The following is a 12,928-nucleotide window of genomic DNA, read 5'->3' on the forward strand; positions in this document are numbered from 1 at the left end:
GCCCGCCCCGTCTAGAACGCGAACAGCCGCGTGACCTTCAGGGTGAGCACGCGATCGATGAGCGCGTCGGTGCCGGGTGCGGGGTCGCGGTCCCGACGCTCGGAGTAGACGAGGAACAGGTCGCTCAACGGCGCGTGGATGAGGTTGAAGCGGACGTTGCTGACCAGCTCGTCCGCGGCACCGTTGTACTGCACGAACGCGTTGAAGAACGTGCGCGTGTCGTAGCCGTAGCGCACGCGCGCGCCGTAGAGGTCGGCGTCCACCTGTTCGCCCCCCAACGTCAGACGGTTGCGCTGGAAGGATCCTTCCACGAACCAGTGGTAGTCGGGCCGCAACGCCACCGCCCCGCCGATGGACGTGCGGTCGCCGTCGTAGAAGCTGCCATGCGTGGCGGAGAGCGATCCGGACAGCGGACGTCCGCCGTCCGACTGGTAGCGGGCCGTCACCAGGCCGAAGTCGTACTCGCCTGCCGGGACGGTGGCCCCGGCGATGGGTGTGGCGGCGGAGAGCATCTCGTGCTGCCGCAGGCCCTCGAACGTGAGCGTCGAGCTGTTCATGAAGGAGACCTGCACCCCGCCGGTGAGCTCACGGGTCTCCAGGTCGCCGTCCAGGTTCGTGTAGATGCTCGCGTCCACGTAGGGGTTGATCTCCGCCACGCCCCGGAGGTCGGGCTGGGGATGGGCGCCCACCGTGACGAACGCCTGGCGGAACGCACGCCGGCTCACGAACCCCAGCCCCGGGTTGAAGCCGTCCCCGACCGTCTTGCCGAATGCGGAGACGTCCCACAGCGGGCTTCGCCACGCCACCTCCAGCTTTCCGGCCATGGTGCTGCCTTCCGCGTCCGGCTGGTCGCTGGCGGCGACGTACGCGTTCACCAGCGTGCTGCCGAACCGGAAGTTGCCGTCCACGCCCGCGGCCCGGTTGTAGGCGTCGTCCCCGCCGGTGGTCTGACGGTTGGTGAACATCACGCCCACGTCCGAGCTGGTGAGCAGGTTCCGACGCAGGCGCACCACCGTGAAGTTCTCCGGCTCGGCCAGGGGGTCGTCGCGGGTCTGCATGTTGAGCAGCCCCACGTCGAACGCGCCCATGCGCCCGGTCAGGCGCGCGCCACCCCCGATCGGCAACGGCTCGCGCTCCGGCGACAGACCGATCCGCCGCGAGTGGAAGAGCTTGAAATCGCTCGGACCCGAGCCCAGGCGGTAGTTGCGGACCTGCGCGTCCTGGAACCCGAAGATGCCGTCGTTCTCCAGGAAGAAGTCGCGCTTCTCGGGGAAGAACAGCGGGAACCGCGTGAGGTTGACCTGCTGCTCGTCCACCTCCACCTGGGAGAAGTCCGTGAGCGCCGTGACGTCCAGGGTCAACTGCGGTGTCAGACCCCACTTGAGATCCAGGCCGCCTTCCACCCGGGTGTCGGCACTGGTGTGCGTGATCCCTTCGGCGCGGCCGACGCTGCTCCACGGCTTGATCCACAGGTTGCGGCCCTGCCGCAGATCCTGGAGCCCGGTCAGCGTACCCGCCAGCGACATCTTGTACAGCCGGTACTGCCGGCTGAGGGGAGCCCAGAACGAGTCCTCGCTGAAGCGGCGGATGCGGCGGGAGAAGTTGACGCCCCACGTCTGATCGGGCCGGGTGGCGTCGAAGCGCAACGTGGTGATGGGGATGGCCACCTCCGCGATCCAGCCCCACTCCTGCACGGACGTGGAGACCTCGACGATGCCCTCCCATTCGCGGTTGACGTAGGCCTGGTCGTTGAAGGCCTGTGCATCGAACAGGGCCCCGGCCGGGTTGACCGAGAACATGAAGGCGTTCTGCCGATCCAGGTACGTGTCCAGCGCGAACGCGAACATGTCCGAGTTCTCGGTCCGGAAATCCTGCTCGAGGCCGGCCGAGAAGAGCTGATCCGGGCTGGGATCGAACAGCATGGCGCCGATATAGATCTTCTCGGCGTCGTAGAGCACCCGCACCACGGTGCGCTCGCGGGACGGATGGCCCTGCCGGGGGATGGTGGTCCAGAACACCCCGTCCGTGGAGTCGGCGCGGTGCCAGGCCTCCTCGTCCAGGCGGCCGTCCAGCACGATCGGCTCGTCGGTGCGAAGCGCCTGCAGGGTGGGACGGGGCAGGGAGAGGGGGTCCTCGACCGGAGCGGGGAGCGGGTCCACCCCACCGGCCTGGGCACGGAGCCCGTCCGGGAGGCCGATCGCCAGCAGGGCGAGCGGGATCAAGCGCCAACGCTTTGCCATGGAGGCCCAATTGGCGTAGATCGTTGCCGAAGTCAAGCGGCGGGGGACACCCCTTCCGCTCGAGGCGCCCAGGCACGTCCCCACCCACGCGAGCGTCCCCGGCCGGACGCGCCACCCAACCCACGGATTCGATGACGCGCGTTCGCTCCCGACGGGAACTCCTGTGGTGTCTGGTCACGACGCTCCCGCTCTTCGTCGCACCGGCGGTGCGGGCCCAGCAGACGGGAGAGCTGGGCGGCGCGTCGCTCCCGTCCGCCATCGACGGTTCACCCGCCCCCATGGCCCCCGCCACCATCACCCGCGACGCCCTGGGCCGGGCCACCGTCCGTGCCATCCGCCTCACGGAGCCGTTCCGGCTGGACGGCGTGCTGGACGAATCCGTCTACGAGACCAACGAGCCGTTCGGCGGGTTCGTGCAGGCCGCTCCGCTCGCGGGTGCGCCTTCCACGGAGCGCACCGACGTGTGGATCATGTACGACGACGAGAACCTCTACGTCACGTGCCGCTGCTGGGACGAGGCGCCGCCAGGGCTGTGGATCGTCAACGAGCTGCGCCGCGACACGCCCGGGCTCCGCAACAACGAGCACTTCGGCATCATGCTGGACACGTTCTACGATCGGCGTAGCGGCTCGATGTTCTACGCCAATCCGCTGGGAGGCCGCTCCGACTACGCCGTGGTGGACGAAGGGGGCCCCAACACCGACTGGAACCCGGTGTGGGACGTGGTGTCGGGTCGCTTCGACGGAGGGTGGACGCTGGAGATGGCCATCCCGTTCAAGTCGCTCCGCTACCAGACGGGTCCGGACCCGCTCTGGGGGCTGCAGATGCGCCGGTCCATCCGCCACAAGAACGAGTGGGCCTACCTGAACCCGGTGCCGGCCTTCCTGGCGGGACCCCAGGCGCTGAACCGGGTGTCGGCGGGTGGGACGCTCGTGGGACTGGAGCTCCCGCCCGCGGGCAACAACCTGGAGGTCAAGCCCTATGCGCTGGCGGGGCTCTCCACCAACCGCGTCAGCACGCCCGCCATCGACAACGACGGCACCGCCGACGTGGGGCTCGACCTCAAGTACGGCATCACCGCCAACCTCACCGCCGACCTGACCGTCAACACCGACTTCGCGCAGGTGGAGGTGGACGAGCAGCAGGTGAACCTGACGCGCTTCAGCCTCTTCTTCCCGGAGAAGCGTGAATTCTTCCTGGAGGGCCGGGGGGTCTTCGAGTTCGGGCGCGGGGGTGGGGGCGGTGGTTTCGGCGGGGGCGGTGGAGGCGGGGGTGGCGGCGGTGGTGGGGGCCGTGGCGGCGGGGACACGCCGACCCTCTTCTACAGTCGCCGCATCGGGCTGGAAAGCGGGGAGCTCGTGCCCATCCAGGCCGGCGGTCGGGTGACCGGCAAGGTGGGACCGTTCGCCGTGGGCGCGCTCAACATCCAGACGGGTGGCGTCGACGGTGCCGGCATCCCCTCCACGAACTTCAGCGTGCTGCGACTCAAGCGCGACATCCTGCGTCGCAGTGCCATCGGCGCGCTGTTCACCAATCGCTCGCAGGCGGTCACCGCCGAAGGCTCCAACCAGGTCTACGGTGTCGATGCCGCGTTCGGGTTCTTCACCAACCTGAACCTGGGCGGATACTGGGCGCGCTCCGTCACCGAAGGTCTGGACGGCAACGACGCGAGCTGGCAGGCCCAGATGAGCTATGCGGCCGATCTGGTCGGGCTCGATGTGTCCGTGCTGGACGTAGGGGACGACTTCAACCCGGAGGTGGGCTTCCTGCGTCGCTCGGACTTCCGCAAGTCGTCCGTGGAGGCGCGCTTCAGCCCGCGGCCGCAGCGCTATCGCTCCATCCGCAAGCTCACCTGGAACGCCTCGCTCGACTACTACGAGAACGGCGACGGCTTCATGGAGTCACGGAGCCAGGAGGGCCGCTTCAACGTGGAGCTGGAGAACAGCGATCAGATCACCGTGCAGGCCACGAAGGCGTTCGAGCGGCTGGTGGATCCGTTCGAGGTGGCCACGGACCTGTCCGTGGCACCCGGCCGCTACGACTTCACGGACTACCGCGTGTGGTACTCCTTCGGACCGCAACGCCGGCTGTCCGGCACGGTGGTCTACAACTGGGGCGAGTTCTACGACGGCTCCATCCGCGGTGTGAGCGTGAACCAGGGCCGGGTAGTGCTGACGGATCGCTTCTCCCTGGAGCCCGGGCTCAGCCTCAACTGGTTGGACCTGCCTGCGGGCGAATCCACCCAGACGGTGGCGCGGGTGCGCGCCGACTACGCGTTCACGCCGCGCATGTTCGCGAGCAGCCTGGTGCAGTACAACTCGGGCACCGAGAGCGTGTCCTCCAACCTGCGCTTCCGCTGGGAGTACCGACCCGGCAGCGAGCTGTTCGTGGTGTGGACGGACGAGCGCGATGCGCGTCGCGGCGGCAGCGGACTGCAGACGCGGGCGCTGGTGGTGAAGGTGACGCGGCTGCTCCGGTACTGAGGGCGGGAGGGCCCGCGATACGCGACAGGCCGCGGAGCGGCGGCCGCCGTTGGGGTACGGAAGACGGAGCGCCCCGTGTACCCGGGCCTCGCGGGCCCCCGCGCGTCTAGGGAACCACGAGTCCGGGCACGTTGGTGTCCACGAGGCGGAACCGCAGGCCTGCGTCGGCGCCGGACGCCGCCGTGCACATGGACCCGCCTACCGAGAAGCCGGTGGTGGCGTCGTAGCGCCATTCGCCGCGGAGGGCCGCACCCATCCCCAGGGAAGCGGAAACCACGGCCACTTCACGACCTCCTTCGGAGCGGACCTCGGTTACGGGAGATCCGTGGACGCGACCGCCTGCGCGCAGCTCCGCCGGCGGAACCCAGATCGGCCCGAAGGAAGCGACCTCCAGCGGCGCGCCGGATCGCAATCGCAGCCTGGAATCGACGATCTCCCCGTGACCGGGCATGCCGTCCGCGGGCTCCGTGCGGCCTCCGTCCGTCACCTGCCCGACCGTGCGGAAGTCTCCGCCCCCTGCGTCTTCGAATGTGACGCGTACGCGCGAGTCGCCGACCTCGTAGGTGAGGAAGCTACCGTCCGAGAGGGGCGCGTCCCCACCGCACGCGACGAGCGCGCAGAGGGCCGACGAGACGAGCAGGGCTCCAGGCTTCATCCAGGTCTCCGCAGATCGTAGGTGGCGACCGAGCCTACAGGAATCGCGCCAGCGCAGGATAGAGGCTACGAGGGAGCCGGTTCTCTACCGCTCCCCTCGCGTCGGACGGTCGACGCTCCACGGTGGGTCGGGCTCAGCCCGATCTGGCCCCACCGACACGGGCTTCGCCGCCCTTGACGTAAGAACGGCATCCCCGTATTCGTAACCATATGGTTACGAATAGCGCACTGGCCGATCCAGCCCTGGACCGGACCCTCCATGCCCTGGCCGACCCGACCCGTCGGGCGCTCCTGGCGCGTCTGGCCCGAGGCGAAGCCTCCGTGGGCGAGCTCGCGGAGCCGTTCGCCATCTCGCGTCCGGCGATCTCCAAGCACCTGCGGGTGCTGGAGGAGGCCCACCTGGTGCGGCGGACCCGGGAGGGTCGGGTGAGCCGCTGCGTCCTGGACGCCGCGCCGCTCAAGGACGTGGCGGCCTGGGTGGCGCGGTACGAGGCGTTCTGGGAACAGCAGCTGGACGCGCTGGCGCGCTACCTCGCGGACACCACGACGGGAGGGGAGGACGGGTGATGAGCCGAGCGAAGACGGACAGGGCGCAGACGGCGACCGGAACGGACGGACACGCCAGCCGGGAGGCGAGGGATGCCACCGGGGCGAGCCCCGCCGACGCGGACCCGAGGCCGGGCGTACCGCGCACGACGGTCCGCGTGACGCGGCAGGTGCCGGCCCCTCCGGCTCGGGTCTTCGAGGCCTGGACGACCCCCGACCAGATGAAGGCCTGGGCGTGCCCGGAAGGCGCGACCGTGGAGGCCGTGGAGGTGGATCTGCGCGTCGGAGGAGCCTGGGAGATCCGGATGCAGGCCGGCGAGGAGCGCTACACCGCCCACGGCACGTACCGCGCGGTGGAGCCGCCCGCGAGGCTGGTCTACACCTGGGACTGGCGGGAAGCGGGACGGGAGGTGGGCGAGACCGTGGTGACGGTCGAGTTCCGTGCGGTCGCCGAGGGCACGGAGGTGGTGGTGGTGCACACCGGTTTCGCGAGCGCCGAGTCGTGCGCTGGGCATCGCATCGGGTGGGACAGCTGCCTGGACCGCTTCGGGAGCCTCTTCTCCTGAAACGGTCCGAGCGCCGCCACGTACCACGACGGCGTGCGCACCCTTCTGCTGCTCCTGGTCTCCGCGTCGGCCCTGGCCGCGCAGGATCCGTCCGCCGTCTGGTCCGTCCAGGAGTGGCGGCCCGGCGTCCACGCGAGCGTGGTCAGGGACGGTGTGCCCTGGGCGCAATACGCCACGTCTCTCATCGTCGTAGGGGACGACGGCGTCCTCGTCGTCGACACGCGCGACACGCCCCGGGCCGCGCTCGACCTGCTGGCCCACGTGCGCCGCATCACGGACCGGCCGGTGCGCTGGGTGGTCAACACGCACTGGCACTGGGATCACATGGGAGGGAACCAGGTCTTCGCGGACTCGTTCCCGGACGTGGAGATCGTCGCACATGCCGAGACTGCGCGTCGCATCCGGGAGGACGGCGCCGCACGCTTCGCCGAGGAGACCCAGCGCCTGGAGGCGCGGGTCGAACGGCTCGAGCGCTGGCAGGCGCAAGGTCGCACCGACGACGGCCAGGTCCTGGCGGACGACGACCGGGCGCAGATCACCGCCGTGCTCGCGCGCGACCGGAAGCGCATCCAGGACCTGAGCGCGGTGCGCATCGTTCCTCCCACGCTCGAGGTCACCGAGGCGTGGAGTCCCCCGGGGTGGCCGGAGCTGCGGGTGCTGCACCCCGGCCCTGCCCACACCGACGGCGATCTCGTGGTGCTGGTGACCGACCAGGGCGTCGGCGCCATCGGCGACCTGATCGAGCACGGGCTGCCGTGGTTCGGCGACGGCACCGTGCGCGGCACGGCGCAGGCGCTCGCACGCATCGATGCGCTGGACCCCACTCCGCTCCTCCTGCCCGGTCATGGACCGATTCCGACGGACCACGCGCTGCGCCGCGGCCAGCGCGCGTTCCTCGACGCCGTGGACGCGGCCCTGCGCGCGCCCGATGGGTCGTGGCGGTCGTTGGAGGAGGCGCGCGCGGCGCTGGACGCCGACGCCCACCGGGGCGCTTTCCCGGACATCTCCGACGCCGCCTGGGCGGAATGGGTGGACAGCGTGCTGGAGCAGCGGCGCGGGGAGGGGTAGCGGGCCGGCCTCCGTCCCGACGTTGCGCCGGGTGGCCGCACTCTTTAGTATAGACATAACTATACTAACTGTGTCTATACTGGAGCGGCCGGCGCATGGATCGACCGTTGGACCTGTTCGACCGGGAGCGGGAATGGGTCGACCTGGTCGAGTTCCTGGGCGGAAAGGCTTCCATCCGACTCGGGATCGTCTACGGACGCCGTCGTCAGGGGAAGAGCTGGCTGCTGCGCCGGGTGGTACGCGCCGCCGGTGGCGTCTACATGATGGCGCTGCAGCACGACCGCCTGTCCGCCCTCCAGCGCTTCGCGGAGGCGGTCGCCGCCGCCTCCGGGATCCCGGGGGCGGGCTTCCGATTCGAGAGCTGGGAAGAGGCCCTGCGTACCGCACACCGGGTCCTTGCTGGAGCGGAGCAACGGCTGCTGGTCTTCGACGAGTATCCCTATCTGTTGGAGCACAGTCCCGAGCTGTCCTCCGTTTTGCAGGAGTTCTACGACACCGTCCGCGACCAGTCGTCCCTCCCCCCCATCCGCGTGATCCTCTGCGGGTCAGCCATCTCGGTGATGGAGGAGCTCCTGAGCGGTCCGTCGCCGCTCCGGGGCCGGACCGGTCTGGAGATGCGCGTACACGCCTTCGACCACCGGACCTCGGCCAGGTACTGGGACGCCGGCGTAGACGAGATCGCGTTTCGGGTCGACGCGGTGCTCGGGGGGACCGCGGGCTACCGGGACCTCGTGCAGGCCGATCTTCCCCGCCGGGCCCAGGACTTCCCCCTCTGGCTGTCCAGAACCGTGCTGAACCCCGCGTCGGCGCTCTTCACGGAGGCCGACTTCCTGCTCCGCGAGGATCCGCGGATCCGGGACCGCGCTCCGTACTATGCGATCCTGGAGGCGGTCAGTGACGGGAAAGGGTCGCCTACGGCGATCGGTGCTGCAGTGGGGCGGGAGCGTACCGCCTTGGCGCACCCGCTCGGCGTGCTTCTCTCCTCGGGCTTCATCCTGTCATCCGAGGACGTACGCAAGCAGCGCAACGCGTCCATCCGCGTCGCCGACCCCATCATCCGCTTCCACCATCTCATCACGCGACCGCGTCTGTTCCAGTTCGAGGAACGGCGCTTCGAGCCCGCGTGGGAGGCCTCCAGGTCCACCTTCCATTCCCAGATCCTGGGTCCCCATTTCGAGCATCTGGCCCGCGAATGGGTGCGTCACTTCGCTTCTGAAATCACGCTGGGGGGCCGCGTGGGGGAGGTCGGCTCCACCACCATTCCGGACCGCCAGGCGCGGGTGACGCATGAGATCGACGTCGTCGGACTCGCCGCCGGTGAGCGCAGTCAGAACCGGTCGTCGCGGATCCTGGTCATCGGAGAGGCCAAGAGTTCCGATCGGAAGCGGACCCCCGACGATCTCCGCCGCCTGGAGCGGATGAGGGCGCTGCTCGAAGCGGACGGTGCCGATTGCTCCGGGGCGAAACTGCTGCTGTTCGGTCGCTCCGGCTTCGCCGACGCCCTCCACTCTGTCGCGCGCGGACGCGGAGATGTGGGACTCGTGGACCTTGCGCGGATCTACCAGGGGGAATGAGGGGCCGAGCAGGCCACCGGTGCCGGCGCGCGGCGAGACCCGTTGACGCCCGCGCGCCTTCCTACCGCCAGCCCAGCTCGATCACCTCGAAGTCGCGCGCGCGCAGTGAGCGGAACGCGGGATTCAGCACGTCGTTGTCCCAGCGGGCATCCATGGTCCCCTGCACGTACAGGTCCGAGCCGTTGTCGGCGACAATGAGCCCGTAGCGCTGGAAGGCGCGGAAGATGCGCTGCACCTCCGGGGGGTAGCCGCTCAGATCCACCGACGACTTCAAGCGCAGGCGCGCGCCCATCGGCAACGCGCCGGACGTGGACCCCGCGCGATGCGACGCCGGCCACACGTAGCCATTCGTGGCGCGCACGGTGACGCGGAACGCATGCTCGATGTCACCCGGGCCGGTGACCTCGTGGTACTTGACCAGGCCCGGGAAGATCGCGAGCCCCGCGGCGTCCGCGGAGGTCCAGCCCTCCGGCCGCCGGCCGTTGCGGGCGAGGTCGAACACCGCTCCCGATCCGGCCTCCCAGCGGCCGGCCGATGCGTTCCAGCGCGTGGCCCAGGTCTCGTACAGCAGCCAGCGATCCCGATCGACGAGGATCAGGTGACGGTCTCCGCTGTCCCCCCCGCCGGCGCGGCCGCCTTCGATCCAGTTCGCTTCCCGTGCCGCCGCCTCCGGGATCGGATAGCCGTCGACACCGGACGGGGCTCCCGCGTCGCTCTCGTCGCCGTACAGCGTGAAGGTGACGGGCACCCGCGGCTGCTCCCCGCCCACGGAGGCGTACGGGATCCCGTACGGCGGTGGCCCGAAGTCGGGGTGCAGCGTGCGCTCGAGCCCGACGAACTGCAGGTAGGCCTGCGATCCCGGGTCCACGGGTGCATGCTCGATGGAGCGGTTCCACCAGTTGTCGTCCGGGAACGGGCGGCGGCCTCCCAGGTCGTCCAGCAGGACGGGTGGAGCGGCGGGATCCGGACCAGGCGCGCCCGGACCCCCGTCGCAGCCCGCGAGCATGACGAACCCCGCGGCGATGCTGCACAGGTAGAGGGCGGAGCGGCCCGGACGGCGGGTGCGCGGGCGATGGACGTACGCGGGGCTCATGGGCGCGCCTCGGCTGCGGGACGGTCGGGCCGAGCCGCAGACCGCATGCCAGCCCTGACAACCCGCGGCGGCGCTGCCACGGGTCCCGGCCGGCCCCGGCGTGCGGCGCGCTTGCCGCGGAGGCGGCGACGGTCGAATGTGGCGGCACGGGGTGGATCGAGGCGCACCCGCCGGGTGCCCCGCCTCGCGCAGCCCGTCGCACGAGGAGGCATCCGGCCGTCTCGTCCACCGTCCTCCGCGAACGCGAGGAGCCCACGCATGTCCGACCGTCTCTCCCGCCGCGAGTTCATGCACCGGAGCGCGCTCGGCGCGGGCGCCGTGATGTCCCTGCAGGCGTCTCCGGTCCTCGCCCAGACGAGGCGTGGGAGCGCAGGGACGCCGATGATCATCACCAGCCACGACAACGACACGGGCCACCAGGCCATGCAGGAGGCCTGGGGCATCCTCGCGAACGGCGGCACGGCCCTCGATGCGGTCGAGCGCGGCGCCAACGTCATCGAGGTGGATCCCGAGGACACGAGCGTCGGCTACGGCGGACTCCCGAACGAGGACGGTGTGGTGCAGCTCGACGCCTCCATCATGGACGGCAGGACCTACAGCGCCGGATCGGTGGCCGCCATCGAGAACATCAAGACGCCGTCCTCCGTGGCGCGCCTGGTGATGGAGCGGACGGACCACGTCATGCTGGTGGGTGCGGGCGCGCTGGCGTTCGCGAAATCGTTCGGCTTCGTGGAGGAGGACCTGATGACGGAGCGCTCGCGCGAGCTGTGGCTGCGTTGGCGCGAGCAGCACAGCGACAATGACGACTGGGGTCCGCCCGAGCACATGCGCGGTCGGCGCACGGGTGGGTCCGACGGCGCGGGCGGCTCCGGTCGCTTCGATCCCTACGGCCCGGTGGAGACCCACCACGGCACCACCAACGTGCTCGCCGTCGACGCCAACGGCGACGTGGCCGGCATCACCACCACCAGCGGGATGTCGTGGAAGGTGCCCGGCCGCATCGGGGATTCACCCATCATCGGTGCCGGGCTGTACGTGGACAACTCGGTCGGGGCTGCCGGAGCCACCGGTCGCGGCGAGGACGTGATCAAGTCGTGCGCGTCGTACTACATCGTCATGCGCATGCGCGAGGGGCGAAGCCCCCAGGAGGCGTGCGAGGACGCGCTCGACCTGATCGCCGAGCGCTACCGGGCGGTGGGGATCGACTACATGCCCGGCGAGAAGTTCGTGGCGATCAACAAGGCCGGCGAATACGGCTGCGCGCAGTCGCAGGCCTCGCGCGATCCGCAGCTCACCGTGGCCCAGGACGGGTCGATCCAGCTCTACACGGGGACGCGGCGGTACCCGGGGCCGTGAGGGGCGCGCCGGCACGGGGGGCCCGTGGCATCGGTTCCCGACGCTGCCGCGTGCGGCGCCCGACGCTCCGCGCGGCCTTGTTGCAGGTGCCGACCTTGGCGATCTGGCTGTCCGCCTGTTCCACGTATCCGGAGGGCCCCATCCGCATGGTGCGGCCGGACGGCGTGAGCGTGGAGTGCAACGCGCCCGCCCAGGAGATCGCGGACGCGGCCCTGCCCGAGATCGGCGCCGCCCTGTCCGGGCTGCTCGAGACGCTGCAGTCGCAGGCTCCGGTGGAGCAGAAGGCGGACGAGTTCCGGCCGCTGGCGTCCACGCCCGCGGAATTGGACGTGCTCGACTACCGGATCTGCCTCGAGTTCGGCGAGGGCGTGCTGGACGCCGCCGACTTCACGCAGTGGCGCGAGCAGATCCGGCCGATGCTCGCGACCGGGATGCGCTCGGTCAGTGAGCTGACCGCTCGCGCTCCCAGCGCGTGAGCAGCGCCGCCAGGTCCAGGTCGGGCGCGATCAGGCAGATGTGCCCGTGGCCTTCCAGGATCTCCAGCCGACTGTCCGGCGTGGAGCGCTCCATCATGCGACCCTGACGTACCGCCGGCACCAGGTGATCGCGGTCCGCCGCCAGGAACAGCGTGGGCACGTCCAGCTGGGGAAGGCGGTCGCGCACGTCGTGGTTCGCCAGGATGCGCAGCCGGTTCACGTACCCGGTGCGGGTCGTCTCCTCCATGACGGCGTGGAAGCGCTCACGCTCGGCGCGGGGGGTGTGCGGAGAATGCAGTCGGAAGGCCGCGAGCCGCCGCATCCGCGCCATCGCCTGCCAGGGCAGCTTCTCCAGCCCCCAGGCGGCCAGCGTCAGGTTGAGGCGCGGGCGTAGCGTCGCGAACGAGTTGAGGATCACCAGGCGATGGATGCGCTCGCCGCGCGCCAGCGCGTACGAGAGCGCCAGCGCGCCGCCGAAGGATTCGCCGACCAGCGTCGGCGGACCGAGATCCTCCACGGCATCCAGCACGCGATCGAGGTCCGCGATCAGGGTGTCCATGGCCGTGGCGTCGTCGCGCAGCCGATAGGTCACCACGGTGTGCCGCTCCTGCAGCCGCGGCGTCTGCCGGTAGAGCAGCCGGCCCGTGCCGTCGATCCCCGGTACGTAGACCAGGGGCGGGCCGCTCCCCACCCGCTCCACGCGGGGGTCGTACGCGGTGGCGTCGGGTCGTGGTCCGGTGCGGGGATCGATGGGCGAGGGCATACGGGAGGTACCGGGACCGGCGGAGCCAGGGTCCTCGCCGGGCCTGCGGATGCCTCGCCGGGCCTGCGGATGCATGCGGATGGCCTCCGCGGATCGGGCCACTGGCCCT

Annotated in this window: 11 protein-coding genes; 7 read left to right on the forward strand and 4 right to left on the reverse strand. The window is 70.5% G+C overall.

The window, feature by feature from the left end:
* Positions 1-11 precede the first annotated feature (11 nt).
* Positions 12-2,240, reverse strand: coding sequence for a DUF5916 domain-containing protein (locus R3E98_18870; GenBank protein MEZ4425468.1), 2,229 nt, complete (start codon positions 2,238-2,240; stop codon positions 12-14).
* 131 nt (positions 2,241-2,371) lie between these two features.
* Between R3E98_18870 and R3E98_18875 the strand changes: the two genes are divergently transcribed.
* Positions 2,372-4,723, forward strand: coding sequence for a DUF5916 domain-containing protein (locus R3E98_18875; protein MEZ4425469.1), 2,352 nt, complete (start codon positions 2,372-2,374; stop codon positions 4,721-4,723).
* A 106-nt stretch (positions 4,724-4,829) separates the two neighbouring features.
* Here R3E98_18875 and R3E98_18880 read toward each other — a convergent pair whose 3' ends face one another.
* Complete coding sequence (locus R3E98_18880) at positions 4,830-5,378, reverse strand: hypothetical protein (protein MEZ4425470.1); 549 nt, start codon at positions 5,376-5,378, stop codon at positions 4,830-4,832.
* A gap of 209 nt (positions 5,379-5,587) precedes the next feature.
* On the opposite strand from R3E98_18880, the gene R3E98_18885 reads away from it, so the two are divergent.
* From R3E98_18885 to R3E98_18900, 4 genes are all read left to right on the forward strand, one after another.
* Positions 5,588-5,944, forward strand: coding sequence for a metalloregulator ArsR/SmtB family transcription factor (locus R3E98_18885; GenBank protein ID MEZ4425471.1), 357 nt, complete (start codon positions 5,588-5,590; stop codon positions 5,942-5,944).
* 137 nt (positions 5,945-6,081) lie between these two features.
* Positions 6,082-6,489, forward strand: coding sequence for an SRPBCC family protein (locus tag R3E98_18890; protein ID MEZ4425472.1), 408 nt, complete (start codon positions 6,082-6,084; stop codon positions 6,487-6,489).
* Positions 6,490-6,522: 33 nt separating this feature from the next.
* A complete protein-coding gene (locus R3E98_18895) occupies positions 6,523-7,557 on the forward strand; it encodes an MBL fold metallo-hydrolase (GenBank protein MEZ4425473.1) in 1,035 nt (344 codons plus the stop codon).
* A 95-nt stretch (positions 7,558-7,652) separates the two neighbouring features.
* On the forward strand, positions 7,653-9,131 hold the full coding sequence (locus R3E98_18900; protein MEZ4425474.1) for an ATP-binding protein: 1,479 nt from the start codon (positions 7,653-7,655) through the stop codon (positions 9,129-9,131).
* Positions 9,132-9,192: 61 nt separating this feature from the next.
* Here the strand turns inward: R3E98_18900 and R3E98_18905 are convergent, their stop codons facing one another.
* On the reverse strand, positions 9,193-10,224 hold the full coding sequence (locus tag R3E98_18905) for a hypothetical protein (GenBank protein MEZ4425475.1): 1,032 nt from the start codon (positions 10,222-10,224) through the stop codon (positions 9,193-9,195).
* A 258-nt stretch (positions 10,225-10,482) separates the two neighbouring features.
* On the opposite strand from R3E98_18905, the gene R3E98_18910 reads away from it, so the two are divergent.
* On the forward strand, positions 10,483-11,580 hold the full coding sequence (locus tag R3E98_18910) for a N(4)-(beta-N-acetylglucosaminyl)-L-asparaginase (GenBank protein MEZ4425476.1): 1,098 nt from the start codon (positions 10,483-10,485) through the stop codon (positions 11,578-11,580).
* 95 nt (positions 11,581-11,675) lie between these two features.
* Positions 11,676-12,056 carry a hypothetical protein gene (locus tag R3E98_18915; protein MEZ4425477.1) on the forward strand — a complete coding sequence of 127 codons (381 nt, stop codon included), beginning with the start codon at positions 11,676-11,678 and terminating at the stop codon, positions 12,054-12,056.
* Here R3E98_18915 and R3E98_18920 read toward each other — a convergent pair.
* Complete coding sequence (locus R3E98_18920) at positions 12,022-12,819, reverse strand: alpha/beta hydrolase (protein MEZ4425478.1); 798 nt, start codon at positions 12,817-12,819, stop codon at positions 12,022-12,024. The two genes, R3E98_18915 and R3E98_18920, sit on opposite strands and share 35 nt — an antisense overlap.
* Between the last annotated feature and the right edge of the window lie 109 nt (positions 12,820-12,928).

This window comes from Gemmatimonadota bacterium, assembly GCA_041390125.1.
GTDB lineage: Bacteria > Gemmatimonadota > Gemmatimonadetes > Longimicrobiales > Gaopeijiaceae > JAGQIF01.

Bases quoted from the DNA above. Each gene is read 5' to 3' on its own strand.
- R3E98_18875 (MEZ4425469.1), top strand. From the start codon at position 2,372: ATGACGCGCGTTCGCTCCCGACGGGAACTCCTGTGGTGTCTGGTCACG.
- R3E98_18910 (MEZ4425476.1), top strand. From the start codon at position 10,483: ATGTCCGACCGTCTCTCCCGCCGCGAGTTCATGCACCGGAGCGCGCTC.
- R3E98_18920 (MEZ4425478.1), bottom strand. From the start codon at position 12,819: ATGCCCTCGCCCATCGATCCCCGCACCGGACCACGACCCGACGCCACC.
- R3E98_18880 (MEZ4425470.1), bottom strand. From the start codon at position 5,378: ATGAAGCCTGGAGCCCTGCTCGTCTCGTCGGCCCTCTGCGCGCTCGTC.
- R3E98_18870 (MEZ4425468.1), bottom strand. From the start codon at position 2,240: ATGGCAAAGCGTTGGCGCTTGATCCCGCTCGCCCTGCTGGCGATCGGC.
- R3E98_18905 (MEZ4425475.1), bottom strand. From the start codon at position 10,224: ATGAGCCCCGCGTACGTCCATCGCCCGCGCACCCGCCGTCCGGGCCGC.
- R3E98_18900 (MEZ4425474.1), top strand. From the start codon at position 7,653: ATGGATCGACCGTTGGACCTGTTCGACCGGGAGCGGGAATGGGTCGAC.
- R3E98_18885 (MEZ4425471.1), top strand. From the start codon at position 5,588: ATGGTTACGAATAGCGCACTGGCCGATCCAGCCCTGGACCGGACCCTC.